The sequence below is a fragment of the Floridaenema fluviatile BLCC-F154 genome (genome assembly GCF_041929135.1).
In the GTDB taxonomy this organism is placed as follows: domain Bacteria; phylum Cyanobacteriota; class Cyanobacteriia; order Cyanobacteriales; family Aerosakkonemataceae; genus Floridanema; species Floridanema fluviatile.
Genome location: NZ_JBHFNS010000055.1, coordinates 1 through 26,052, shown reverse-complemented (window position 1 = coordinate 26,052; position 26,052 = coordinate 1). Strand labels below are relative to the sequence as shown.

The window sequence follows — 26,052 nt, the reverse complement described above, 5'->3', positions numbered from 1 at the left end:
TTGGCATTTAATCGTTACCCGATCGCTAATTTTTTCGCAGATTATTTATATTTTCCTCCCAATTTGCGCCATCAAAAGGCACAATGCGAAATCGTGAGGCAATATCTTCATCCAAACAATGTACATTCACATCTATGCCATCGGGGTGCGATCGGGGTATATAAAAAGAATGTATCCCACAAATTCGGCAAAACAGATGTTTCGCTACTCCCGTATTAAAAGTATAAGTCGTTAAAGCATCCTCACCCTTTAACAGGGTAAACTTTTCCTTGGGTACTATTAAATGTAAAAAACCTTTCTTTTTACAGATTGAACAATTACAATTTACTGCTTCATGGCGATCGACTACCACCTCATACCTGACTGCGCCACAGTGACACCCACCCTGATAGGTAACAGCTTCTCCTACTTCTGCTGTCATCGGGAAATACTCCTACCTGATTAATCTACTTTCTAGTTTAAGCTGTTACGCATTTAAACCACTTATTAACGAGTAGGGTGCGTCAGACGGTAAAGCCTATGTAGAAAGGAAAATATCTAAATCTGACGCACCCTACAATATGACTTTTAAATGCGTAACAGCTTAATGCAATAAGGCAGAAGGAAAGAAGTCTAAAAAACTTAATCCTTTCATTTCAGTTTATTCGCGGTTAAAAATTCCTAGATTTTGCCTTGTTCCAGAAATCTAATGATTATTTACTTCGTTGATACCAGAATTACTATTATTACCATTATCAATAAGTTTTAGTAACTCATCTAAGGTTTCTTCAAAATCAGCTTCTAACTGTCTTTTAATTGGTTGTAAATCTTCAGCAAATGGTTGATTAGTTACTTCTCTACTAAAAGTATCTAACAAATTTTTAATAGCTTGTAATCTCGCCGCTAAAAACTTAATTCTTTGCCATTTATTTTCGGAAAAACCACTCATATAATCAGAAAGTATTCTTAGAAACAGATATGAATAGGACTTACGCTTTAACCTAAAAAAATAGGAGCTAACCGCTAACTGCTTACCGGAACTCTTATTTAGTAAGCAGGTAACAGCACTGCGTTTTTCTGCGTAAGTCCTAATGAGGTGTCGGTATTCATTGCTTTTCTTTGCTATTTTCTGGCACTAAGGTTATGTATAATTTATATTTGGGTTAAGCTTAGTTGATCTGTAGAAAACTCTGACTAAAGACGGAGGAAATTTAAGTGAGCCTTATTTTACATATTACTGAAACAATACAGTGGGAACAAGCAGAACTGGCTGGAATCTATCATAATAGCACATTAGATTCCGAGGGATTTATTCATTGTTCAACTATCCCACAAATTGAAAGAACAGCGAATAATTTTTTCGCCAATCAAACCGGATTAGTTTTACTTTGTATTGATGCAGAAAAAGTCCAACCAGAAATTAAATATGAAGTGGTAGATGGAGAAAAGTTTCCCCATATTTATGGCGCATTAAATACTGATGCTGTGGTAAATGCGATCGCCTTTCCCCCAGATGCCAACGGCAAATTTAAAATCCCCCCAGAACTTGCTAAATTGGATATTTAGGCAACTACTAAAATTGACAAATGAAAACCTACGATTGGATTGTTATCGGCGGCGGAATTACAGGCGCAGCATTAGGTTATGAACTAGCAAAATCCGGCTTTTCTGTACTACTCTTAGAAAAAGAAATTAAACCAGAAAATGCCACTCGCTATAGTTACGGTGGTTTAGCATATTGGTCAGGAAAAAGCGAATTAACTCGGCAACTTTGCACCGAAGGAATTACCATTCATCGCCAGTTATCTGAAGAATTAGAAACAGATACAGAATTTCGGGAATTAAACTTAATTTTAACCATCGATCGCACCGAAGATCCCGAAAAAATTGCCGCTGCTTACAATCAATTTGCCATTCCCCCAAAACTGCTAAATAGTAAAGAAGCTGGCGAACTCGAACCTTTATTAAATCCCGACTCTATTAATGGTGCTTTAACAGTTAAACATGGACATATTAACCCAGAATTAACCACCCAAGGTTACACTAAAGCAATGATCCGATTAGGCGGAGAAATCCAAATAGCGGAAGTTGTAGGTTTCCTTGAAGAAACGCAGCGAATTTTCGGAGTAAAAACCAATAGCGAAACTTACCAAAGTGCTAACGTTGTCGTTTGTGCTGGCGGAATGAGTAGAAGTTTACTCAAAGCTGCGGGAATTAATATTAGATTGTACTTTACGCACGCCGAACTAATTGAAATTCCCCCCGTTGATTCAAAGTTACAAACTTTAGTCATGCCAGCGCAAATCAAACGCTTCCAACTGGAAGCAGAATCTAGCAAAACCGAAGTTGATTACCTTTGGGAACAACCAGAAACAGAGATAATTCCTTATATTTTAGATCCAGGTGCGATTCAATTTAAAAATGGCCGAATCATTATCGGACAAATTAGCCGGACATTGAGCGATCGCCATGCTAAGATCGATCGCAAAACCAGCGAAACTGCCATCCGTACCCAAGTCGGAAACATCCTCCCCAAATTAGCAAACCTACCCGGAACCTGGCATCATTGTTTAGTAGCATTTAGCCATAACAGTTTACCCGTAATTGGAAAAATTCCCGGCTTTACAGGCATTCACATTTTCTCCGGTTTTAGCAATCCTTTAGTCTTTGTTCCCCCATTAGCAAAACATTTTGCCCAGTCACAAACTGCCGAAGATTCTATCATTAATCAGTTAAAACTATCCTGAAAAACTGAAACTAAAACCGCAGAGGGGCAGAGGGGCAGAGGGGCAGAGGAGATAACTTAAAACTTAGAACTCAGAACTTACTCCTCAACTCAGAACTCAAAATTCAAAAGTTTTTTGCTATTTCCTACTTTTTAAGCAAAACTATGAAACCTTTAAAAATTACAACTTCCACCTTTTTAACTTACCTTTGTTTAGCGTTACCCGCCCTAGCCCAAAGTAGCGCACCTCAACCTACAAGACAAGTTACCGAAGATCAAGTTATTAATGCTTGCGTTCAAGGTATACCGGAAACTTTGCCCATACCCTTTCGAGATTTATCACCGAATGATTGGGCATTCAAAGCAGTAATGAACTTATATTACTGTGGTGCGATCGGACCAAACACACCACCAGAAGCAATTGAAACAATTAGAAACAACCAAAAACGCAGACTACAAACAACTACACCCAACTATCAAAATAACTAAAAAAGTTCGTTGTAGAGACTTCAGTCTCAGTGGACTAAAGTCCCGACAACGAACTTGAGGAACTTATGTTTTAAAAACGGAATTCAGTTTGTAAGTTCCCGACAAAAACCGTCGGATTATCATCGAAATTGTTGATATTGCTAATTACATACAAAGAAGGCACAATGGCGATATTTTGGGAAAGGGGAATAAAATAAGTTGCACCAATTTCATATTGAGTTCCACCATTTCCACCACCAGCAACTAAAAATCTCCGACCTTCCAAAACATCAAAGGGAATGACAAAAGTTAGAGTTGCTAAAGCACCTTTTTTCGCTAAGTCAGGAAAAGCTAAACCAGCTTGGATATTTTGAGCATTAATACTACCACCTCGACGTGCTGGATTAATCGGACTAATGTCAGTAGTCGAATAGTAATAGCGTCCAAAAATACCAAAACCTTTGGTAATTAACCAATCAAAGTTTACCCCAAAAGTATCAGCAGTAGCATCATGAACTCTACCACCAAAACCATCATCAGCAACTCCTAAAATTGGTTGGGCGGAAATTTGTCCGGCAAAGTTTCTCGCTAAATTAGAACGCTGATAAAGTAAACGAATATTCGCCGTTGTTGCAGGTTTAAAAGTCAATTCAGCGGTGATTGTATCTGCGCCATTAAACAAACCTCTGTTAGGATCGGCAGGAGGACGGACACCAGGAAAAAACTCAATGTTTTCTACTAAGTATCCCGTGCGAAATTCCAAGTTTTTCGAGATATTCCACTCGACAACTGCACCTGCACCCCGCTTGGTGGAAGTCATAGTAGTGCTGTTAATGGCGTTGAAAGTATTAGCACCTGTAAAAGGTAGAGTGAAAGGATTAAAATCAAAGTGAAGGAACCAATTAATTCTTGGCCCTACAGTAACTCGTAAATTGTCACCCACAGGAAAACTATAAAATAATTCACCAAGTACAACATCATTAGCAACTACACCAGCAGTTTGGTCAAAAAATGGCGTACCAGCAGTGTTAAATAATCCAGCAGAAAGCAACTGATTGATTGGCGAATTACCATTTCCAGCTACTAATTTAGTGACTAAAGAATCTCTACCAGTAAAAGAAGTATTCAGAGTTAACCATACTAATCCACTTAGGGTAGTATTGGGATTATTTGCTCTTCTAACCATTGGTTGATTAGTCACGGGATCGCGCATTGCTATGGCTGGAGGGCCACTAAAACCTTCAACTTTAACATTATCTCCAGCAATAGAAGCTGTAGTTACATTAAAAGTAACAAAACCACTTAGTTTAGTAGTAGTAGAAAATTGATTTGCTTCTACTTCAGTAACTCTAGCTTCTAAAGAATCGACTCGACCGCGTAAGGTGGCTAATTCAGTAGCAAATTGTTCTTGTAATCTGCGTAAAGTATCTAAATCTTCGCGACTCACACCTTGGGGTAAAGCAGCAATTAATTCTTGAATTCGATCCAAACAACTATTTAATCCAGCGGCGAATTCATAGCGAGTCATTGCCCGATTACCGCGGTAAGTTCGATCGGGATATCCTTCAATACAACCGTATCTTTCCACTAAAGATTGTAAAGCTTGAAAAGCCCAATCTGTCGGTTGCACATCGCGCAATTGGGAAACCGAGGTTACTTGATCTAATTCGGAAACATCTAGAGAATCAGTTGGTGTTTGGTTGAGATCGTCAATGGTAGTAGTGTCGCCTAAGTCAGAAATTTGGGCAACTTCGATCGCCTCCTCACTCCTACCTTTTCCCTTTTCCGTCACTTCAGCTGCCAAAGTACCCCAAGCCATTAACCCACTAGCAACCAAAATCGCCGGACTAATTAACCAACTTTGCCACAATAAATTATCCATTTCTCTTCACACCGAAAAAGGCTAGTAAAACAAATGATACTAACAAACCTCAATGCACCTAATAGTACATTTTGGTCAGAAACAGTTCGATCGGATACTGGCATATTACATTTGGGGCAGTTGTCAAAGAGTAGCTTATGATGGAAAACTGCCACTAGTTTTAAGTTGCGTTAATTGCTCCATGAACATCACTGCTGGTAAAGCCTTACAAAATGGCAAGTACGTCCTGGATGGCGCTATTGGTCAGGGAGGATTTGGCATTACTTACAAAGCTACCCACAACTATCTAGGACAGACAGTTGTCATCAAAACCCTAAACGAAGAATTGCGCCGAGAAGGGTATTTTGAACGATTTCAGCAACAATTTGTCGCTGAAGCCCAAAGACTTGCCAAATGTCAGCACCCCAACATTGTGCGAGTGCTAGACTTTTTTGAAGAAGAAGGGCAGTCTTTCATTGTCATGGATTATATTCCAGGCCCGACCTTAGCCGAATTAGTCGCCCCAGGACAGCCTTTGGTAGAAGCACAAGCGATTTGTTACATTCGTCAAATTGGTTCAGCCTTAAAGGTAGTACACCAAAATGGGTTACTTCACCGAGATGTCAAACCGCAAAATATTATTCGTCGCCAAGGGACAGAAACCGTAATCTTGATCGATTTTGGCATTGCCCGGGAATTTACCCCTGGAGTTACCCAAACTCACACAGGCGTATTATCAGCCGGATATGCACCCATAGAACAATATTTACCACAAGCTCGTCGGAGTCCAGCTACAGATGTTTATGCTTTAGCTTCTACCCTTTATTTTGTACTTACAGGACAACCACCAGTAGCATCGGCATTGCGCGATCGCATTTCCTTACCTAATCCTAGCCAAATCAACCCCAACATCAACCCCCAAACCGAACAAGCAATATTGCGGGGAATGGAAATGGAAGCCGTCAAACGTCCCCAAACCGTAGAAAATTGGTTATCTTTACTGCCTTACACAGAAACCGAAAATACATCTGTGACTAGCGCCACTGAAACTATTTTGCCAAATGCCAAGGGCAACCCATCCCCTCAGCAACTAGCCATTTCCTCACTATTACAAAATCCTAAATTCAAATCCTTAGCCATTACCGCCTCCATCGCCGCCCTAGTCGGAATGACATTCGGCTTAGCCCTCCGCTTCAGCAACGGTGGAACCATCTTCCAACGCCCCCAGACCTTCCCACCCACCGAAAATTGGCCCACCGCAGAACCCACCATTTCCCCCACCCCCGAATCCGAAGCATCCCCAGAAACCGAAAACCAAGAAAACTCCCAAACTAAACAATCCAAAGAATCAACCAAGACACCTGTATCCCAACCCGAACCTACCCCAAAAAAACGTCCCCGTCGTCGAGTCCGTTCCTCTCAAACTTACCAGCAACCTATACGTAACTACCGCCAAACAACACCCGAAACCACCAGAGAAACCCCCAACTCCAACCCCCCAGAAACCACGACCCCCAGTTCTCCCTCAAGCACCAACTCCGCAACTACCCCAGAAACAAACTCCCCAGCACAAACCCAACCCACACCAACCAACAACTCCGCCAACAACTCAGGAAACAGCGAATCCTCTCCATCCTCACCTTTACAAATCATGCCTCCCATTCCCCCCTCTTCGGAACCCGTAACACCCCCCAGCGAGAAACGTCTCCCAACTAATGAAAAATCAGAAGAAAATTCCGAGTTGTGAAATTTCCTCTCTGCGCCCCTTCTCCAGACCGCGTTATAATTCTTTCGGTTCTAAAGCAAGAAATTTTCCATGAGTAATCCTCTGATTCAAGCTTTTTTTGTGGGTAGAGCAGTTGCCGAAACTCTTAATCAGCAAGTAGAATCTGCCCTAACTAACTTTATGAGCGAACTGGGCAAATTTGATGCCGAACAAAGGGAAAACCTGCGTCAATTTACCGAACAAGTTTTAGAAAGAGCAAGACGAGAAGAAGAATTGTCCATGCAGGGGCGGACTAGTGGCTATAGTTCTGATTATGGTTCTGCACCGAATCAAGAACAAGACCTGCAAGCGATGATAGATGATTTGAGAGCCGAAGTTGCCGAATTACGGGCTGAATTACAGCGTTATCGCGTCAATCGTTCGGTTTAAAGTGGGAAAGGACACAGGGGAATAAGTCGATGGTGAGACTAAATAAGTTTCTCTGTTCTTGGCGCTTTTCCCGCTAATCGCTTTTGCTCTGTATAGTATAGAGAAGAGACGGTAGCTAAATTGCTGCACGTTAATCATAATCAAGGAAAATTTATTTTCTTGATTTATTAAGTTAAGCAAAGTTGTAAACGCGATTATCTGTCCTGCCTTACCAACCCATGCCCAAGCGATATAGCGATCGCCCATACTCAGAAAAACTTTCCCCAGGTGAAGAAGTTGCCTTCCCAAAGGTATCAGGCAGGTCTTGGAATATGGGAAAACCCTACAAAGAGAAAGCCTACCGCTGGAATCGAGAAAATTACTCTCGACAACGCCGTTTTTTAGACATTTGGGGTTTCGTTCTCACCCTAATGTTTGAATTGTGGCTTGACAGTAAACCCTGGAGTTATCCGGGGGGAATGACTGATGCCAAAAAAGCTGCGAGAAGGAAAAAACAAGCAATCTGGATTCGAGATACTTTCCTAGATTTAGGCCCAACTTTTATTAAATTGGGGCAATTATTCTCGACTAGGGCTGATTTATTTCCCGGTGAATATGTAGAGGAACTGAGCAAACTGCAAGATAAAGTACCTGCTTTCAGTTACGAACAAGTAGAAGCAATTATCGAGCAGGATTTAGGGAAAACAGTGCCGGAACTGTATCGCAGTTTCGATCCAATTCCTTTAGCAGCAGCTAGTTTGGGACAAGTACACAAAGCACAATTACATTCTGGTGAAGAAGTAGTTGTCAAGGTACAACGCCCAGGTTTAGTGAAGCTATTTACGATCGATTTAGAAATTCTTAAAGGCATCACTCGCTACTTTCAAAACCATCCTAACTGGGGTCGAGGTCGAGATTGGTTAGGAATTTATGAAGAGTGCTGTCGCATTTTGTGGCTAGAAATTGATTACCTAAATGAAGGAAGAAATGCTGATACTTTTCGGCGGAACTTTCGGAATGCAGATTGGGTAAAAGTACCTCGCGTTTATTGGCGTTATACTTCACCCAGAGTCGTAACTTTGGAGTATTTACCCGGAATTAAAATTAGCCATTACGAAGCTATAGAAACAGCCGGATTGGATCGGAAAACTTTAGCTCAATTAGGAGCAAAAGCTTACTTACAACAATTGCTGAATTATGGCTTTTTCCACGCCGATCCTCACCCAGGTAACATCGCTGTCAGTCCTGAAGGTGCTTTGATTTTCTACGACTTCGGGATGATGGGAAAAATTGAAACCAACGTGCGGGAACAGTTGATGGAAACGCTGTTTGGGATTGCGGGGAAAGATGGCGATCGCGTAATGAATTCTTTAGTGAAACTCGGCGCTTTATCTCCTACCGATGACATGGGCCCAGTACGGCGATCGATCCAGTATATGCTGGATAACTTTATGGATAAGCCGTTTGAAACTCAGTCGGTAAATGCGATCGCTGATGACTTATACGAAATCGCCTACGATCAGCCTTTTCGCTTTCCCGCTACCTTTACCTTTGTGATGCGAGCCTTTTCTACTCTAGAAGGAGTCGGTAAAGGTTTAGATCCCGAATTCAACTTTATGGAAGTTGCTCAACCCTTTACAATGCAGCTTATGAGCGAAGGAAACGGTTTCGATCCCACCAATAGTCTATTAGGAGAACTCGGTCGTCAAGCTGCTCAAGTTAGCAGCACCGCCCTTGGTCTACCCAGGCGAATTGAGGATACACTAGAGAAATTAGAACGGGGCGATATTCGTGTCCGCGTCCGTTCCACAGAAACAGACCGGATTTTGCGTCGAATTAATGGTACCCAAATGGGGACAACCTACGGACTAATCATAAGTGCTTTGACACTTTCCGCTACTATCTTATTCGTTCATGATAAGGTAGGTCTAGCGATCGTTGCCGCTTTAGTGGCAGTTATAGTCTCTGTAGCCTTAATTCGGTTGCTCCGGCGCTTAGACCGCTATGAAAGAATGTTCTAATTCGATTACGTCGATCGTTATTATTGGTATATTACCAAGGATATGAAAAGTAGCTTTGAGGGTGTTTCTGACCCCGGACTGGTTCGCCAGGTAAACCAAGATGCTTATTACATCGACCCCGAAGGACGATTTTTTATCGTCGCCGACGGTATGGGCGGACACGCCGGAGGTCAAGAGGCAAGTTGGATAGCTACTAAAACTATCCAGTCCTATCTGGATGAACATTGGGATTCCCCGCAAAATTCGGAAAATCTCTTAGAAGCAGCATTCCATAAAGCAAATCAGGCAATCTTAAACGACCAAGGCAAGCACCCAGAGCGATCGGACATGGGAACAACTGCCGTGGTACTAATATTTAGAGAACAAAGTCCTTGGGTAGCTCATGTCGGTGACTCTCGCCTCTATCGTCTCCGTTCCGCAAACTTGGAGCAAATCACCGAAGATCATACCTGGGTCGCCAAAGCCACCAAAGCTGGCGCACTCACCCCCAAACAAGCGAAAACACACCCCTGGCGACATATGCTATCTCAATGTTTGGGAAGGGAAGATTTAGCTCAGGTAGAAATTCACACCCTGGATGTGCAAAAGGACGATCGCCTACTCCTGTGTAGCGACGGACTCACAGAAGAAGTCCCAGAATCAGAAATTGCCAAGCTGTTAGAGTATCCTTTATGTGACAAAGCTGCCACCGCTTTGGTCGAAGCAGCCAAAGAGAATGGCGGCAGAGACAATATTACCGCGATCATTGTGGCGATCGAAAGTTCTCTCACTCAAGAATCCTAGACCAAACTAGAAAAACTCAACGGCATTAGTGCCATCGGAACTGGATGAATCAATCAATACATCCAGTTAATTTACTATATCTGGGGAATTCCGTCCGACAATGTAGCGATCGGCAAAAAATTCAGTCTCCAAATATTTTCTTAATCAAATAAGTAAATTTACTCAGGATTTTTGTTCACACTGAGCAATTTTTACTGGAACTACTTGCTAAAAATACCATTAAGCGATATGGAACTTTCCGGAAACGCTAATCCACCTTTTGATTGTAGAACTATACACCCAGAGCAGTATGAGCAATTTGTCAAATCATTGTTATATTCTGTAATATAAAGATAGGGCAGACTACCAGAACTGCTCAAACTGAATGGGACAAAGACTTTTAAAGTCAACACCCTTGTACTATTTCTTAGGAGTTAGTCATGAATCAACCGATCGAACTTTCCCTAGAACAACAATTCAACATCCGTTCCTTCCAAACCCAAGTGGAACAAATGAGCCACGAACAAGCGCAAGACTTCCTCGTTAAACTCTATGAGCAAATGGTTTATAGAGAAGCGACCTACAAACATCTACTCAAGCACCAGTGGGGTTTAGAACCAAGTCCACATTTTGAATAGAGTATCGTCGCTTCAGGGGGCGACCTCCTTCTCTTGCTTTGTTCCTTGGGGAAAGAAGCTGGGGATGATGGGGCGTCAACTAAACCGTTCAGCGAAAATTCACACAGGAACTCACAAAAAGTAATTGACCTTGTTCGATCGAAAACCGATCCCAAATTTCCATCAAGCCGATCGGGTCAACTAAAAGTAATTCCACTAAATTATTAATAAACAGAAACTAAATTGAGGCTGCATTCTTCCAGCTAACCTGTAAATTTAACTTTGTTTTTCAAACTTGTCATCCAGTTGACCCAAAGAAGAACTAGATTCCAGTTTCATCAAAATTTGCGGCTTAATCCTTTCAAACTGATTGTGGAGCAATTCCTTACTTATTTTGGGAGATCCCGTCGAGATCAACGCCTGACTCGTTTGCGACCACTGCTGTAATAACTGACATTGGCTAGGAGCAATATTCACACTCAGGACATGAATACAGCGTTTCGGCTCCTCCAAAGGAAACAACAGCACCAAATATCGACCTGTTTCCCCTAAAAGTTTAGTGATCTCCTCACCTTGAGGATTTTTCATATCCAAATAACAACGCAGCCACTTCGCACCAGCCTCACGAGTGTAAAGAGCCGTAATCCACAGCAGCATTGGATGAGGAGACATGGAAAACAAGAATTGATTATAACGCTTGCAAACCATGCGCCGTTGAATATCCGGTTTTTTCAGCATTACCCAGAGAGTAGCTAACTTCTGCTTACCATTACCCAAAGTATTGGCGAAGACAATTTCTGCTTGCGGTTTATCTGTGGGCCAAGTTTGCATTCTCGCCAACCGCTCCATTTCCTCTGGAGAAGCTGAAGGTGTGTTCAGCAGTTTTGCTTGGTGTCCTTGGGAGATTTCCGAAAGTTTACTCCCGATGCGTTGACCAATTTGCCTACCCGTACTAAACCTTTGGTCTAAAGGTTCTAAAGCTTTCAAAATTTGGGCTACTGATTGGGGTCGTTCGCTGGGTGTTTTTGCCAAACAACTCATAATTAAACTTTCTAGAGCTTTTGGCAGTTTTAAGTCAGGATTAGCTGAATCGAAAGAGCGTGGTTTCTGGAAATGATGTACTTTATACCAGCCTCCAAAGGAGTGTGTTTCTGCTTGCAATGGCATTTTCCCGGTGAGCATTTCAAACATTAAGACACCGAGACTGTAAATATCTGAGCGATTGTCTAGTTCCTTACCTTCCATTTGTTCTGGGGAAGAGTAAGCCAGAGTTCCCAAATAATAATTAGTTTGATCGCTATCAGCTTGACGTAGTTTGGCAATCCCAAAGTCGAGAATTTTTACTAACTGTCCTAGACTGGGGTCTTGAATCACCAATATATTACTGGGTTTAATATCCCGGTGAATAATTGAGCAGATTTGTCCTTCTACAGGAATACCTTGATGAGCGCACTGTAATCCTAAGCAGATTTGTCTGGCTAAACTCAGGAATTTAGGTAAAGGTAAGGCTTGCGCTCGAATTACATCACTAAGGCTTTCTCCCTGTAAATATTCCATTACATAAAATGGCGTGCTGTTTTCATCCACGCCAAAATCCGTAACGCGGACGATATGTAAACTTTTTTGACCTAAAAGGGCACAGGTTCGGGCTTCTTGTTCAAATCGCTCCCGCAGTCGCAATTTTTGGTTTTGAATTCCTAAAGACAGGAATTTAACAGCGACGGGGACTCCTCCTAGTAATGTATCATTAGCCCGATAAACCCGACCCATAGCCCCTGTCCCTATCAACTCCATTAGCTGATAGCGACTATCAAGTAAGCGACCAATATTTGGATCTTTCGGATCTGCCATTTTGATAAAGCTCCGCTCAAAAAGGAGCGTTAATAAAATATAAGTGTTCTTCAGTTGGGTATGAACTGTTTTTTGGTATTCCTATCTTCATAACATCGGGATATTACCTCGATTTATCAGGTAAAGAAATGCCTTTTACCCCGCTAGACATTAGTCTTATTTTCCCCTTAAGTTTCTTGAAATACCTGCCTTTGGCTGGGCATGATTTATGCCTCAGCGCCATTGGAAAGAGGTATAAATTGTACTTTTCGATAGGCTTTTTTCTGACTAAACTAGCTAGAACAGATTACCCTAGCTGCTAGTGGCAAGATGCCTATTTACTTAATTTATCTAAATATTAGAAAATAGGATACCGAATCATTGATTAAGTTAACGGTCAAAATGAGAACCGGGCTAGTCAATAAAGCACTCACTATTTTCTGGCTTCTCCAAAAGGGTTGGAGAGTGTTGACCTCCTTTTCAAAATTTAACCTTTGCTTTGTCAAGTTTCAAACTATCCGTGAGTGAAATAGGTGAGGGTTTGGTGACTAAAGCTGATACTAAAGAGATAAATCTCTTGATTTGACCCCCTCATCCTTAGTTAACAATCAAGGATAATTCTATTCTGGCTGACGTTCTAATGTGACTTCCATCATACTGGTTAAATAATGTCCGGCTAGAATGCTGCTGGACATATAGTATTGGTTGTCGGTTAGTCGGTGCATGGTTTCAAAACCGCTGCGGCGTTGTCGATCGCCTAATACCCAGTATCGCTGAACGATCGATTCTGGGGCGATCCAACCTTCGCCTTCGACGCGCCCTAATAAATTATGCTGCAACACGAATGTATACTGGCGTTCACCAAGATCTAAACGTCCCCGGTACTGAAAGGTGATGTTTTCCCGATCGCTGTCAGGAAACATTAACTGAGTCACCATCGTGAACCAGTTTTCTCGCCATGCTACCAGGGTTTTCCCTTTAACAATAATAGGCATTCCGTTACGTTCAAGCCAGTTTCCTTGTAACGTCCAACGCCCCGACTCTAACAGAAAGGTGTGAGCCACGCCTCTATTCCTTGCTACGATTGCTCACTGCGCGATTTGCAGGACTCTATGCTAACACGGAGTCCATTGGTAACAAGGTGAATATTCCCCAAATTTACTTCTTTCTGGGCACCTGTTACCTGCGTAAGATTACCAGGTATTTGTTGATTTCGCCAATAGGCTAATACAGCGAATGCGATCGCTTCTTTATAGTCTGCACTTAAACCAACTTCATCTGTGGTTAAAACAGGGATTTTGGTTTCTGAATTTAAGTTTAATTTGATTTCCAAGCGTTTCTTTAAGTAAAGATTTCGACTACCTCCACCACAAATTAACACTTTGTCTGGCATTTTTGGCAAGAAATTGCGGTAACTTTCAACTATTGAGGCAACGGTAAGTTCGGTCAAGGTTGCCAGCAAATCACCAGAAGTTAGTTCATATTCTTTAATGTCTGTTAAACATTGTTTTAAGTAATCTACACCAAACAATTCTCTCCCTGTGGATTTCGGTGGTGGTTCTTGAAAAAATGGCTGTTGTAGCCAGCGTTCGACTAAGGGAATACAGGGGGTACCACTAGCCGCCCATTCGCCGTTGTTGTCGTAGGTTTTACTTCCGGCTGTTAAATACTGGATTGCTAAATCTAAAAGGGAGTTTCCGGGGCCTGTGTCCCAACCGCAGATTGATTGTAACCAGTTTTCTTGATTTCGTGGTGGTAAATAGGTTACATTTCCGATCCCACCGATGTTTTGAATGCAGCGATATTCTGTGGGATGACTCAACACGAAGGCATCAACACGGGATACTAAAGGCGCACCTTGTCCACCACAGGCGATGTCTGCTACACGAAAGTTGCTGATGGTGTTAATTCCAGTTAATTGAGCAATGACTTCGCCTCGACCTAATTGCAGACTATATCCTAAAGTGCTGCTGCTTCCTGGTAAATTAGGTGGACGATGGTAAACTGTTTGTCCGTGTGAGCCAATTAGTTCGGCTTTTGGTTGGTTGTTTTGAATGTTTTGGGCGGCTTGGGCGAAGGCTTGGGCGATCGTATCATCTAGTTCTGCTAATTCTGCCATAGAAATGGCTGAGTTTGCACAAACTGCTAAAATTTTTTCTCTTAATGCGGGTGGGTAAGGGTATGTTTCCCCGGCTAAAAGTTCGATTTTCAGGTCTAGTTCTGTGCCGGAAATTTCTACTAATGCTGCATCGATCCCATCTACTGATGTACCGCTAATTAATCCTATTACTCTAGTCATTTGGTAATGGGTAAGTCAACCAATTGATTATTATTGAACATTAACACTAAATCCAGGTTGATTTTCCCTTTTTTTTGAACCACGTTCGCGTAGCGTGTGCGTAGCACGTAAGGCACGAAGGACACGAAGAAAGAAGAAAGAAGTAGAAAACAATAAAGGGGGTAGCTAAACTGAATTTTGTATTACTTAGATTTGGTTTCTTGGGTGGCGATGACGTGCAAATCTACTTCTTTGAGATATCTAACTAATTTTTGCACTAGGGAACCTCGCCAGAATAGTTCCCAACGAGATTTTTGTGATTGTCCTAAGACGACTTGGGTAATGTGGTATTTGTGGGCGGTGTCTGCGATCGTTTGAGCGATATCTGTACTATTTACTCGTAAAAATATCCCGTCAAATTGATGACACAGGTTTTCACAATTTTCTATATATAAACTTTCTTCTTTCGTTAAAAATTGGTCGGGGCGAGTAACAAATAAGGCATACAAACGGGCGTGTAATTGTAAAGCTAGTCTAGCACCTCTTCGCAATAGTTGGATCGAGTTAGGATAGGTGGAAATGCAAACTAATACTCGCTCATGAACGCAGCAATATCTATCAGTTGGACTGGAGGTGACAGCACCTTCTTCAATGTTATCGGCGACTTCTCTTAAAGCTAATTCTCGCAAGGCGACTAAGTGACGACGTTGAAAGAAATTATGTAAAGCTTGTTCAATTTTTTCTGAGGCGTAAATCTTGCCTTCTTTTAATCTTTCTTGTAAGGTTTCTGGGGTGACATCGATAACTATAACTTCGTCTGCTTCGTCTAGGATGCGATCGGGAATTCTCTCCCTAACCACTATACTAGTAATTTTAGCCACTAAATCATTCAGGCTTTCTAAATGTTGAATATTTACAGTAGAATAAACATTGATTCCGGCTGCTAAAATCACTTCTACATCTTGATATCTTTTTTCTCTTATTGAGCCTGGTACATTGGTATGAGCTAATTCATCAACTAAGACTAATTGGGGTTGACGGGCGATAATGGCATTGGTATTCATTTCTTTTAAAATAATGCCAGTGTGGATAATTTCCTGGTTGGGAACTACCTCTAAACCTATTGCTTTTTCGGCTGTTTCTTCTCGCCCATGAGTTTCTAGCAAACCAATTACAACATCTATTCCTTCTTCTTTTAGTTTATGGGCTTCTTCTAACATTCGGTAAGTTTTGCCAACGCCGGGAGCCATACCAATAAATATTTTGTGTTTGCCTCGACGTTGGGAATTTGATTGATGGAAAATTTCACTGGAATGAATCATAAACGGTTCGGGGAAATTTTGGTATTGTTTGTGCGACTGAAGTCGCGGCTATACATACAAAACCTGCCTACGCAGGTTTTAATTCTGAAAGTCCGCGTAGGCGGACTTTGTTTGTGTAGTTGCGGTTTTAACCGCCAAAACTTTTCTTTATTTTTGGAAAAGTTATCGAGTTACGGGTAAATTATCCAAAGCTAGATTTAGTTTTAGGAGGTTGACTCCGGGTTCTCCGAAGATGCCTAAAAATCTGCGATCGACATTTCGATTAACCAATATTTCTACTTGGTTGGGATTTAGCGATCGCACTTGTGCTACTCTAGAAATCTGAGCCTTAGCTGCTTCTAAACTAATATGAGGATCTAACCCAGAACCAGAAGTATAAACTAAATCTGCTGTTGGTTGAACACCCAATTGTTTAAGGTTGTTAACTTGCAATTGCACTCTTTTAATTAATTCTGGATTGCTGGGAGCCAAGTTACTAGCGCCGGAAGTTCCAGTTTTTTCAATGATATTATCAGGGTTGACTGGATTAAATTCCTGCTGCGTAAAAGTGCTATAATCAACAGTGCTAGGACGACTCAAAAAATAACGATTTGTAGTGAAAGATTGACCAATTAAAGCTGAACCAATCACCTGTCCTTGAGGATTTTTCAAAATACTTCCATTAGCTTGAAATTGCAAAGGTGGTAATAAACCAACAGCCAACATTACGCCGGGATAAAGAATAGCAGTTAACACCCAAAGTGCTAAACTAACGCGAATCGATCGTCCAATTTCTCGCATCATTTTAAAAACGCTCCGGTTGAAAGATTACAACAAATAAGTAGATAGAAAGACCGAAAGTTAATAAACCTAATAAACCAATTGCCCAGGCGGAAAAGCGATCGATCTCTCCATTAGCTGCCGCATAAACCGCAGGAGCAACAATCAGGTTTAAACATAGAGAAAAAAACAGGACAATTGGTAAAGGTTTTCTAGGTAATTGCAACTGAAATAACTCAATATTTTTGCTAAGTTTCATCAGAATATCTCCTAAAATTCATCAATTTACTATGCTAATCCCACCGCAGAAATGATGACATCAATTACCTTAATTGCGATAAACGGTGCGACTACTCCACCAAAGCCATAAATTAAAATGTTGCGTTGCAAAAGTTGGTTAGCTGTTAAAGGTCTAAACTTTACTCCTCTTAAGGCTAAAGGAATCAAAACTGGGATAATTAAAGCGTTGTAAATTAATGCTGATAACACCGCTGACTGAGTACTTGTTAATCCCATAATGTTTAAAGCTTCTAACCCTGCTGCAACGAAAATTACGGGAATAATTGCAAAGTATTTAGCGATATCATTAGCAACAGAAAAAGTAGTTAAAGCCCCACGAGTAATTAACAATTGTTTGCCAATTGTCACTAAATCAATTAACTTTGTAGGATCAGAATCTAAATCAACCATATTCGCCGCTTCTTTAGCAGCTTGAGTACCAGAATTCATCGCTAAACCTACATTTGCTTGGGCTAAAGCTGGCGCATCATTAGTACCATCTCCCGTCATTGCTACTAATTTTCCCTCAGCTTGTTCCCTTTGAATTACAGCAATTTTGTCTTCAGGAGTTGCTTCCGCAATGAAGTCATCGACACCCGCTTCTTCGGCAATTACGGAAGCAGTAATTCGGTTATCTCCGGTTAACATAACTGTTCGCACACCCATGCGTCGCAGTTGTTCAAATCTTTCTCGAATCCCTGGTTTAATGATGTCTTTGAGATAAATTACTCCATAAATATCGCCATTTTGACAAACTGCTAAAGGTGTACCACCAAGGCGGGAAACTCTTTCATAAGCTGCGTCTAAATCTGCTGCTAATTTGCCTCCGCGAGAACGAACAAATCCTTTAATTGCATCCACCGCACCCTTTCTAATTTCTCTACCATCTGGTAAATCTGTGCCACTCATTCGGGTTTTAGCAGAAAATTCAATTCCTTCAGCTTGTTTGCGGTTAAAATTCACTTTAGCACCCAGTTTTTCCGCTAATCTTACTATTGATTTACCTTCCGGTGTTTCATCAAAAACACTCGCAGCTAAGGCAATATTGGCAACTTCTTCTACGGAATGATTATTAACAGGAATGAACTCTTCTGCAAGGCGATTTCCTAAAGTGATTGTGCCTGTTTTATCTAACACTAAAGTATTGACATCGCCGCAAGCTTCTACCGCCCTTCCTGAAGTAGCAACTACATTAAATTGGGCAACTCTATCCATTCCTGCAATCCCGATCGCACTCAACAAACCGCCAATTGTAGTCGGAATTAAGGCGACTAAAAGGGCAATTAAAATCGCCACGCTGACGGGATTTTGTACATAGTTAGCGAAGGGCGGAAGTGTCGCTACAACGATGAGAAATACTTGAGTTAAAACTGCTAATAAAACAGTTAAAGCAATTTCGTTTGGTGTTTTGCTACGTTCTGCACCTTCTACTAGGGAAATCATTCTGTCAATAAACCCTTTTCCAGGGTCAGCTGTTACCCTAATTGTTAGTTCATCGGAAATAATTTTTGTACCGCCTGTAACCGAACTAGCAATATCAGAACCCGGTTCTTTTAAAACTGGTGCAGATTCTCCGGTAATTGCTGATTCATCTACCGAAGCAACGCCAGAAATTACTTCTCCATCAGCCGGAATTATATCGCCAGAAATTACTTTAACAATGTCACCTCGACGCAAAGTTGTAGAACTTACTTCTTGAACTTTGCCATCAGGAGAAAGTTTTCTCGCAATGGTGTCTGATTTGGTAGAACGTAGGGCATCTGCTTGGGCTTTTCCTCTGCCTTCTGCCACTGCTTCCGCAAAATTGGCAAACAATAATGTGAGGAACAAAATTACAGTAATTAAGCCATTGAAAAGCCGTAAATTATCGCCTAGTACGTTGCCAAATAAATAGGGATTGATTGTTAATAAGGCGGTGATAATTGTGCCAATCCAAACTACAAACATCACCGGATTTTTTATTTGGATACGGGGATCGAGTTTGACAAAAGCATCACGAATCGCCCTTTTATAAAGTCCTTTGGTGTTAACTTTTGGTGTGTGACGGCGAGATTCTCTGGAACCTTGAGGTGTACGTCTGGGTTTAGAAGTAGTTTTTGTCATTGGTTAAAAGTCCTGTTTTATTGATTAGTTACCACTGGCGATTAAAAAGCCTTCTGCGATCGGACCAAGTGCTAAAACCGGAAAGAAAGTTAACGCACCCAAAATCAAAATTACGCCAGCTGTAACACTAGTAAATAACGTTGTATCAGTGCGTAAAGTACCCGGAGTTTCTGGTACTGGTTGTTTGTTATTCATGCTATCTGCTAATAACAAAAGCGCAATAATTGGAATGTAACGTCCTCCCAAAAGACTGACACTAGCACTCAAATTCCACCACAATGTATTGTCTCCTAAACCTTCAAAACCAGAACCATTATTTGCTGAAGCGGAGGCATATTCATAAATTACTTGGGAAATGCCATGAAAACCAGGGTTAGTAATTCCTGAAATCCCCGGAAAAGCTAAGGTAATTGCCCCTGGAATTAACACAAAAATTGGATGAACTAAGAGGATAACACTAGCCAGAACTATTTCCCGCTTTTCAATTTTTCGCCCTAAAAATTCGGGAGTTCTTCCTACCATTAATCCAGTCACAAACACAGACAAAATTAAGTAAATAAACAAGTAAGCTGTACCCGTTCCTTGACCTCCCCAAATGATTTGTAGAAACAAATTAAACAGAGTGGAAAAACCACCTGTAGGCATTAAAGAATCGTGCATTCCGTTAACTGCGCCGCACATTGTTGCAGTGGTAACAACTGCCCAAAGTGCTGTTTGTGCCCAACCAAATCTAATTTCTTTTCCTTCTAAATTTGGTTCTTGTCTACCTAAAATGGTATTGACTAAAGGGTTGCCTTGATATTCACCAATGGCGCTAATTCCAATTAAGAAAACAAAGATGATAAATACCATCCAAAACAGTAACCATGCTTGCTTGGTATTATTAGCAAATATTCCGTAAGTGTAGATTAACGCTGCCGGAATACTAACCATAGCAAGGATTTCAATTAAATTGGTTATAGCATTAGGATTTTCAAAGGGATGGGCAGAATTTATCCCAAAAAATCCACCGCCATTTTCTCCTAATTGTTTAATAATTTCATAGTGGGCAACTGGCCCTCTGGCTATTACTTGAATGTTGCCTTCTAAGGTAGTGGCTGTAGCTGGACTTGCTAAGGTTTCCGGCACACCAAAAATTAGTAATAGCAATGCCCCAACTAAAGAAATCGGTAGTAAAATTCGAGTAATTGATTTAATTAAATCAACGTAAAAGTTGCCTAATGGTCTGCCTGTTAATCCGCGAATAAAGGCAATGCCAACTGCTAAACCTGTTGCTGCGGAAGTGAACATTAAAAAAGTAATAGCAACTGTTTGACTGAGGTAACTTAAGGTTGTTTCGCCGGAATAATGCTGTTGGTTTGTGTTAGTTAAAAAGGAGATTGCTGTATGTAATGCTAAATCCCAACTGGGTGCATCTAGGTTGGTGGGATTTAGGGGTAATACTCCTTGTAACAGGAAGATTAAATAAACGAAAATCCCCATGAACAAGTTGCTATAAAGTAGGGCTTTGATATATTGCCAACCTGTCATTTCTGTTGGGTAAGCAATGCCACTGAGTTTATAAATCAGTTGTTCTGCTGGAGAAATTATCGGTTCTAAAAAGGTTTTTTTGCCTAAGTATACTCGCGCCATGTACTGTCCCAAAAAGGGGGTAATGATGATTAAAATGACGAGAGTTAGTGCAATTTGTAAAAATCCTTGCCACATAAATATTTACCAAAATGTTACCACTGGAATAATTCGTGTTCATGAGAATGGTGCTTTCTTGCTAGATCGCAGCTGATGCCTGACCATAAAATTGGATGATGTTTTCTGAGGATAAATTCAAGTTCTGGGGCGTTTCCTCCTTTAATTGCTAGGGCTAAAATGTCATCTCCACAGTAAATTATTGGTTCGCTGCTGGCTAAAATTAATTCATCTTTTCTGATGATTCCTAAACAAAGGCAATGTTTGGGTAATTTAATTGCAGATAAGGGTAAACCGCAGTAACAACTGTTGAATTGTATTGTTATTTGAGTCAGTCTAGGTTTCATCATGTTTATGGTTTTCATGATGTTTTTAGCCAATGGGAATTTCTACAATTATTTTTATTTATTTGGGGATTGTTTACATCAGATCGGTGATATAAAATTGTTTGGGTGTGGTTATTATGGTTTATATATTTTGCGTCTATATATTTTAAAATAGCTTTCAGTTGTTACCTATATTTGAAGTTATAAACGGATCTATATCTGGAAGTATAGTTGTGATTTTTTTTTGGAGGTTTTACGTTAATATTGGGGAAAGATGCTAAGTGTTGGAGATGGTGCGTTACGCTGTCGCTTTTCTTAAATGCCGTAGGCTATACGCACCCTACAATTTATAAATAGTGAACGATGAAGGCAGCTATTTTTACTAAGAACGATCGCAGAAATACTTGGATAATGATTGCGATCGCATTTGCGATCGTCATCGCTTTAGAGTATGCTACACCTTCGGAATATGTGTTTGGCTACCTTTATACAGGGCCAATTTTATTGACTAATTATCGTTTAGGTAGAAAAGCAAATTTACAAGTAACTTTAGCAGCTTCAGCGTTAACATTGGTAAATTTATTCATTCCTGACTATGATTTTTCACTACCAACTTTGGCAAATCGGTTTATCGCAGTATTGGCACTTGTGGTGACAGGTTGGTTAAGCGATCGCATTCGTCATTATGAAGAAGCAATCGCTAATCAGCAAGGCAAATTACTTTACCAACAACGACTAGCGAGTATGCGAGAAGATTTTGTTTCTACGCTGACTCACGATTTAAAAACTCCCATTTTGGGCGCAATTGAAACTATTAAATCTTTTGAAAAAGGTCAATTTGGGGAATGTAGTTTTGCTCAACGTAAAGTGTTAGAAATGATGGTGCGTTCCCATCAATCAACCCTGCAATTAGTTCAAACTCTCTTAGATATTTATCAGTACGATTCGGAAGGATTAAAACTAAAATTAAAATTAGTTAATTTAGCATCGTTAGTTGAAGAGGTAATTGCGACTTTGACTGAATTAGCAGCTTCTCGGCGCGTGCATATTTCTCTTAATTATGGTGCATCCAATTTTCGGCAAAATTTGTGGGTAAATGGAGATGCTTTACAATTACAGCGAGTATTTACCAATCTCCTAATTAATGCGATTAATCATTCTCCTCGTGGGGGAAAAGTAGAAGTAAGATTAGAAAGTGATTCCCATCAGCAAGTAGTCAAAATTTTAGATCGCGGACAAGGAATACCTAAAGATGAACTAGCTCACTTATTTGAGCGATTTTACCAGGGAAGTAGCGATCGCCAAAGTCAAGGTTCTGGGTTAGGCTTATATTTAAGTCGGCAAATTATTACCGCTCATGGAGGTACAATTTGGGCAGAAAACCTCTTACCATCTGGCGCTTTGTTTGGTTTTCGACTCCCAAGTTCTCCAGCAATTTCTGAAAATTCGTGATGAAACCTGCACTTTTACGAATACTTTTAGTCGAAGATGATGAACTATTTCGCCTGGGTTTATTTATGCGTTTGCAACAAGAACCTGGAATAGAAATAGTAGCAGAAGCAACTGACGGCGAAACAGCTGTAGAATTAGCAAATCAATATCCTTTAGATGTGGTTTTACTCGATGTGGGATTACCGGGAATTGGCGGTGTGGAAGCTTGTCGTCGCATCAAAGAACAACATTCACAATTGCCTGTTTTAGTTTTAACTTCCCATTCCCAAAAACCTTTGATCGAACGCTTAATTGCCGCAGGAGCTCAAGGATATTGTCTCAAAGGAATTGAAGCAGAAGTTTTAATTTTGGCATTGCGTTCTGTCGCCGCAGGTGCTTCTTGGTGGGATCAAACTGTTACCAGCGAAATTCGCGCCGCTTTTGCTGCAAATCCGCCTTCTAATGCTAAATCAACAGAAGTTTTAACTAATCCCCTGACTCGGCGGGAACAGGAAATTTTGGCGTTGATTGCTGCGGGAAAAAACAACCAAGAAATTGCGGAACTCCTTTACATTACAATTGGCACTGTGCGAGTTCATGTTCATGCAATTTTACAAAAGTTAGAAGTGCGCGATCGCACTCAAGCCGCAGTTTTAGCGATTCAGAAAGATTTAGTCGCCGCAGAACTTTTGGCAAAACACTAGCTTTTTTTTTCGATAACGATATCATGGGTTTTAATCTGCGAAAAGCAGCTAAGGCTCCTAATACACACTTTTCAGTTCATGTCAATGATTAAAAACACTTATTTTTTTATCAACCTGTTAACTGCCGCTGTTACTGGCATCACTCTAAGCAATCCTGCACCAGCATTATCGGAGTCAAGTTGGCAGAAACAGGGAACAAATCAGTCCACCATTGAGAGTGTAGTTGCTCAAGTTTCCCAAAATAAAGAACAGGCTCAAGATTATTATGAAGAGGGAATTTCTTTGCAACAGCAAGGGAAATTGGCAGAAGCGATCGCCAAATACCAAAAAGCCCTAAATTTGAATCCTAAGTTAGCAGCAGCGCATTTAAATATGGGAGTAGCTTTAGCAAGTCAAGGTAAAGACTCGGAAGCGATCGCCGCTTATCGAAAAGCCCTAACTATTCAACCAAACATGGCAGAGGCTCATTATAACTTGGGCAATATGTTAGTGCAACAAGAAGATTTTACAGGTGCAGAAAAAGAGTATAAAGCAGCAATTAAAATTAAACCCGACTACGCCAAAGCTCACTACAATTTAGGCAACGTTCTTGCCCAGCAAGGGGAAGTAGAAGCAGCAATTAAACAGTGGGAAGAAACGGTTCGGATTCAGCCAGAATTTGCCGAAGCTTACGCTAACTTAGGTTTAGTTATGAGCCGTACAGGTCAAAAAGAGGAAGCAATAGAAGCCTTTAAAAAAGCTAGAGATTTGTTTAAAGCTCAAGGGAAAGAAGAACAGGCAGAAGAGATCGATCGGATTATCCAACGGTTGTGGAGTAATCCCACAGGCATTGCTTAAAAATTTGAGAATTTAACTTTAAAATTTGGAATTAGTGAGGAAAATCAAACAGTGGTAATTGTGGGGAAAAAGTTGCAAAAACGCTACCTGGCAAAATTAGGTGTATATTTAGGTTGTTGCCTTTTGGGGTTTGGGTTGACCATCTTGAGTAATCCGCTGTTCTTTCCTGATGGTTTTGCTCAAGCTTTAATTCCTAAACAAACCAATAATCAACTTCTGATTGCTCAAAGTCAATTGCCATCTCCGGCGAAAATTTCTCGTTCTACCCGCTTACAATGTGACAAAACTATTCAGGGTAGGCTCTCAACAAGTGACTTTCGTTTTCAAGGCAGAAGGTTTCAAAAGTACTTGTTTAATGGGCAAAAAGATCAATTAATTCGAGTTAGTTTAGTCGGAGGTAGTCCTACCCAAACAAGGGCAGATACATTACAGGTAAATCAATTATTAATTAATCCTGTTGTAGTACTTTATGCTCCTAATGGTCAAATGGTAGAGCAACAGCCAAAACAAGCAAATTCAATTAACGCAGTAATTCGGACAAAATTACCCACAACTGGTACTTATAACTTACTAGTAACTAGTGCAACTCCGGGCGCAGTTGGCAGATTTAACCTTACTTATCAACAACTAAAACCAGACGGCACAAATGCTTCTGTTTGTCCAGCGTAGGGGCAGAGGGGCAGGGGGGCAGGGGGGCAGAGGGGCAGAGGGGCAGGGGGGCAGAGGGGCAAGAGAACTCTTCAACTCAAAACTTCCCCAGTCCCCAGTTCCTAGTTCCCAATTACATCATGTTTATGGGGTCAACGTCGATCGTCAAACTAACTGCTTTCGGGCATAAGTCACGCAACTCGTTAAAGTCTGGTAATTCCACAATTATATTAGGTGGTAATTTCAAAAGAATTTGCCAACGATAACGATTAGCTACGCGCATAATGCTAGCGGGTGCGGGGCCTAAAATTTCATAACTATTACTATTTTGTGGAGGACGCAACCAACCTGCTAAAATTTGGGCAGCTTCTTCAACTTGGGCAGCATCTAAACTGCTTAATCTGAATAATACTAAACGTCCGTAAGGCGGATAATTTGATTCGGCTCTTTGGGGTAATTCTTCAGCAATGAATGATTGAAAATCATGTTTTTTAACTGCTTGAATTACGGAATGTTCGGGGGTGTAAGTTTGTAGAATTACTCGACCGGGATCGTCGCCTCTACCTGCACGACCTGCTACTTGGGTTAAGGTTTGAAATGTTCTTTCTGTTGCTCGATAATCGGATAAGTGTAATAATCCATCGGCGGCGACTATTCCGACTAATGTAACTTGGGAAATATCCAATCCTTTGGTGAGCATTTGAGTTCCTACTAATAAGTCGGCTTCGCCATTGGTAAATTGAGTTAATAAAGTTCGATGTGCTCCTTTAGTGCGAGTGGTGTCACTGTCAAAACGAATGACTCGTAATTGAGGAAATAATTTTCTTAATTCTTCGGCTACTTTTTGCGTTCCACTACCGAAGAATTTTAAATAGGGAGAACCGCATTCTGGGCAATCTTCGGGATGAGAACGGATAAAGTTACAGTAATGACAACGTAAAAGTTCGGGTGCGTTTTCTTGGGTGTGATGATAGGACAAAGAGACATCACAATTGGGACATTCGATGACATATCCGCAACTACGGCAGGAGACAAAAGTACTATGTCCGCGACGATGAATAAAGAGAATTCCTTGTTTTTTTTGGGTTTGTAATTGTTGTAATGCTTCTTGGAGCGATCGACTAAAAATCGACTTATTCCCCTCCCGTAACTCTTCCCGCATATCCACAACTTCCACAGGTGGTAAAGGTCGAGATTGAATCCGTTCGGAAAGGGAAAGGTAGTGTTTGGGGGACTGGGGACTGGGGACTGGGGACTGGGGACTGGGGACTGGGGACTGGGG

At 41.0% G+C, this 26,052-nt stretch carries 25 protein-coding genes; 12 read left to right on the top strand and 13 right to left on the bottom strand.

What is annotated here, in order from left to right; genetic code table 11:
• Positions 1-25 precede the first annotated feature (25 nt).
• Entirely contained in the window at positions 26-421 is a 396-nt protein-coding gene (locus ACE1B6_RS13015; protein ID WP_413257664.1) for a GFA family protein, read from the bottom strand.
• Positions 422-685: 264 nt separating this feature from the next.
• Entirely contained in the window at positions 686-928 is a 243-nt protein-coding gene (locus tag ACE1B6_RS13010; RefSeq protein WP_413257663.1) for a hypothetical protein, read from the bottom strand.
• A gap of 266 nt (positions 929-1,194) precedes the next feature.
• Here ACE1B6_RS13010 and ACE1B6_RS13005 point away from each other — a divergent pair, with 266 nt between their 5' ends.
• The 3 genes from ACE1B6_RS13005 (at position 1,195) to ACE1B6_RS12995 (ending at position 3,193) form a co-directional block, all read left to right on the top strand.
• Positions 1,195-1,545, top strand: coding sequence for a DUF952 domain-containing protein (locus ACE1B6_RS13005; RefSeq protein ID WP_413257662.1), 351 nt, complete (start codon positions 1,195-1,197; stop codon positions 1,543-1,545).
• A 20-nt stretch (positions 1,546-1,565) separates the two neighbouring features.
• Positions 1,566-2,726 carry an NAD(P)/FAD-dependent oxidoreductase gene (locus tag ACE1B6_RS13000; RefSeq protein WP_413257661.1) on the top strand — a complete coding sequence of 387 codons (1,161 nt, stop codon included), beginning with the start codon at positions 1,566-1,568 and terminating at the stop codon, positions 2,724-2,726.
• A gap of 143 nt (positions 2,727-2,869) precedes the next feature.
• Positions 2,870-3,193, top strand: coding sequence for an S-layer protein (locus tag ACE1B6_RS12995; protein ID WP_413257660.1), 324 nt, complete (start codon positions 2,870-2,872; stop codon positions 3,191-3,193).
• Between the two features lie 70 nt (positions 3,194-3,263).
• Here ACE1B6_RS12995 and ACE1B6_RS12990 read toward each other — a convergent pair whose 3' ends face one another.
• Entirely contained in the window at positions 3,264-5,054 is a 1,791-nt protein-coding gene (locus ACE1B6_RS12990; protein ID WP_413257659.1) for an iron uptake porin, read from the bottom strand.
• Positions 5,055-5,106: 52 nt separating this feature from the next.
• Between ACE1B6_RS12990 and ACE1B6_RS12985 the strand changes: the two genes are divergently transcribed.
• The 5 genes from ACE1B6_RS12985 to ACE1B6_RS12965 all read left to right on the top strand — a co-directional run bounded on the left by ACE1B6_RS12985 (position 5,107) and on the right by ACE1B6_RS12965 (position 10,588).
• A complete protein-coding gene (locus ACE1B6_RS12985) occupies positions 5,107-6,780 on the top strand; it encodes a serine/threonine protein kinase (RefSeq protein ID WP_413257658.1) in 1,674 nt (557 codons plus the stop codon).
• 69 nt (positions 6,781-6,849) lie between these two features.
• Entirely contained in the window at positions 6,850-7,188 is a 339-nt protein-coding gene (locus tag ACE1B6_RS12980) for a DUF6825 family protein (RefSeq protein ID WP_413257657.1), read from the top strand.
• A gap of 311 nt (positions 7,189-7,499) precedes the next feature.
• A complete protein-coding gene (locus tag ACE1B6_RS12975) occupies positions 7,500-9,188 on the top strand; it encodes an ABC1 kinase family protein (RefSeq protein ID WP_413257737.1) in 1,689 nt (562 codons plus the stop codon).
• A gap of 42 nt (positions 9,189-9,230) precedes the next feature.
• A complete protein-coding gene (locus ACE1B6_RS12970; protein ID WP_413257656.1) occupies positions 9,231-9,971 on the top strand; it encodes a Stp1/IreP family PP2C-type Ser/Thr phosphatase in 741 nt (246 codons plus the stop codon).
• Between the two features lie 419 nt (positions 9,972-10,390).
• Positions 10,391-10,588 (top strand): NblA/ycf18 family protein, encoded by a 198-nt coding sequence (locus ACE1B6_RS12965; RefSeq protein WP_413257655.1) that lies wholly within the window; start codon positions 10,391-10,393, stop codon positions 10,586-10,588.
• 255 nt (positions 10,589-10,843) lie between these two features.
• On the opposite strand, the gene ACE1B6_RS12960 is transcribed toward ACE1B6_RS12965, so the two are convergent.
• The 9 genes from ACE1B6_RS12960 to ACE1B6_RS12920 form a co-directional block, all read right to left on the bottom strand.
• Positions 10,844-12,418 carry a serine/threonine-protein kinase gene (locus tag ACE1B6_RS12960; protein WP_413257654.1) on the bottom strand — a complete coding sequence of 525 codons (1,575 nt, stop codon included), beginning with the start codon at positions 12,416-12,418 and terminating at the stop codon, positions 10,844-10,846.
• 599 nt (positions 12,419-13,017) lie between these two features.
• Positions 13,018-13,461 (bottom strand): hypothetical protein, encoded by a 444-nt coding sequence (locus ACE1B6_RS12955; RefSeq protein ID WP_413257653.1) that lies wholly within the window; start codon positions 13,459-13,461, stop codon positions 13,018-13,020.
• Between the two features lie 14 nt (positions 13,462-13,475).
• Positions 13,476-14,696 (bottom strand): anhydro-N-acetylmuramic acid kinase, encoded by a 1,221-nt coding sequence (locus ACE1B6_RS12950; protein WP_413257652.1) that lies wholly within the window; start codon positions 14,694-14,696, stop codon positions 13,476-13,478.
• A 182-nt stretch (positions 14,697-14,878) separates the two neighbouring features.
• A complete protein-coding gene (locus ACE1B6_RS12945; RefSeq protein ID WP_413257651.1) occupies positions 14,879-15,997 on the bottom strand; it encodes a sensor histidine kinase KdpD in 1,119 nt (372 codons plus the stop codon).
• A 162-nt stretch (positions 15,998-16,159) separates the two neighbouring features.
• A complete protein-coding gene (gene kdpC, locus ACE1B6_RS12940; protein WP_459563023.1) occupies positions 16,160-16,777 on the bottom strand; it encodes a K(+)-transporting ATPase subunit C in 618 nt (205 codons plus the stop codon).
• 4 nt (positions 16,778-16,781) lie between these two features.
• A complete protein-coding gene (gene kdpF / locus ACE1B6_RS12935) occupies positions 16,782-17,015 on the bottom strand; it encodes a K(+)-transporting ATPase subunit F (RefSeq protein ID WP_413257649.1) in 234 nt (77 codons plus the stop codon).
• A 29-nt stretch (positions 17,016-17,044) separates the two neighbouring features.
• Positions 17,045-19,138 carry a potassium-transporting ATPase subunit KdpB gene (gene kdpB, locus ACE1B6_RS12930; RefSeq protein WP_413257648.1) on the bottom strand — a complete coding sequence of 698 codons (2,094 nt, stop codon included), beginning with the start codon at positions 19,136-19,138 and terminating at the stop codon, positions 17,045-17,047.
• 24 nt (positions 19,139-19,162) lie between these two features.
• Entirely contained in the window at positions 19,163-20,845 is a 1,683-nt protein-coding gene (kdpA, locus tag ACE1B6_RS12925) for a potassium-transporting ATPase subunit KdpA (RefSeq protein WP_413257647.1), read from the bottom strand.
• A gap of 17 nt (positions 20,846-20,862) precedes the next feature.
• On the bottom strand, positions 20,863-21,189 hold the full coding sequence (locus tag ACE1B6_RS12920; protein ID WP_413257646.1) for a potassium transporter TrkA: 327 nt from the start codon (positions 21,187-21,189) through the stop codon (positions 20,863-20,865).
• 324 nt (positions 21,190-21,513) lie between these two features.
• Here ACE1B6_RS12920 and ACE1B6_RS12915 point away from each other — a divergent pair, with 324 nt between their 5' ends.
• The 4 genes from ACE1B6_RS12915 to ACE1B6_RS12900 all read left to right on the top strand — a co-directional run bounded on the left by ACE1B6_RS12915 (position 21,514) and on the right by ACE1B6_RS12900 (position 24,791).
• A complete protein-coding gene (locus tag ACE1B6_RS12915; RefSeq protein ID WP_413257645.1) occupies positions 21,514-22,602 on the top strand; it encodes a sensor histidine kinase in 1,089 nt (362 codons plus the stop codon).
• On the top strand, positions 22,602-23,285 hold the full coding sequence (locus ACE1B6_RS12910) for a response regulator (protein WP_413257644.1): 684 nt from the start codon (positions 22,602-22,604) through the stop codon (positions 23,283-23,285). The genes ACE1B6_RS12915 and ACE1B6_RS12910 overlap by 1 nt, the downstream gene beginning before the upstream one ends.
• Before the next feature lie 84 nt (positions 23,286-23,369).
• Positions 23,370-24,122, top strand: a complete 753-nt coding sequence (locus ACE1B6_RS12905; RefSeq protein WP_413257643.1) for a tetratricopeptide repeat protein — start codon at positions 23,370-23,372, stop codon at positions 24,120-24,122.
• A gap of 51 nt (positions 24,123-24,173) precedes the next feature.
• Positions 24,174-24,791, top strand: a complete 618-nt coding sequence (locus tag ACE1B6_RS12900; protein WP_413257642.1) for a hypothetical protein — start codon at positions 24,174-24,176, stop codon at positions 24,789-24,791.
• 112 nt (positions 24,792-24,903) lie between these two features.
• Here the strand turns inward: ACE1B6_RS12900 and priA are convergent.
• Positions 24,904-26,052 (bottom strand): replication restart helicase PriA (gene priA, locus ACE1B6_RS12895; protein WP_413257641.1); only part of this gene is annotated, 1,149 nt, incomplete at its 5' end.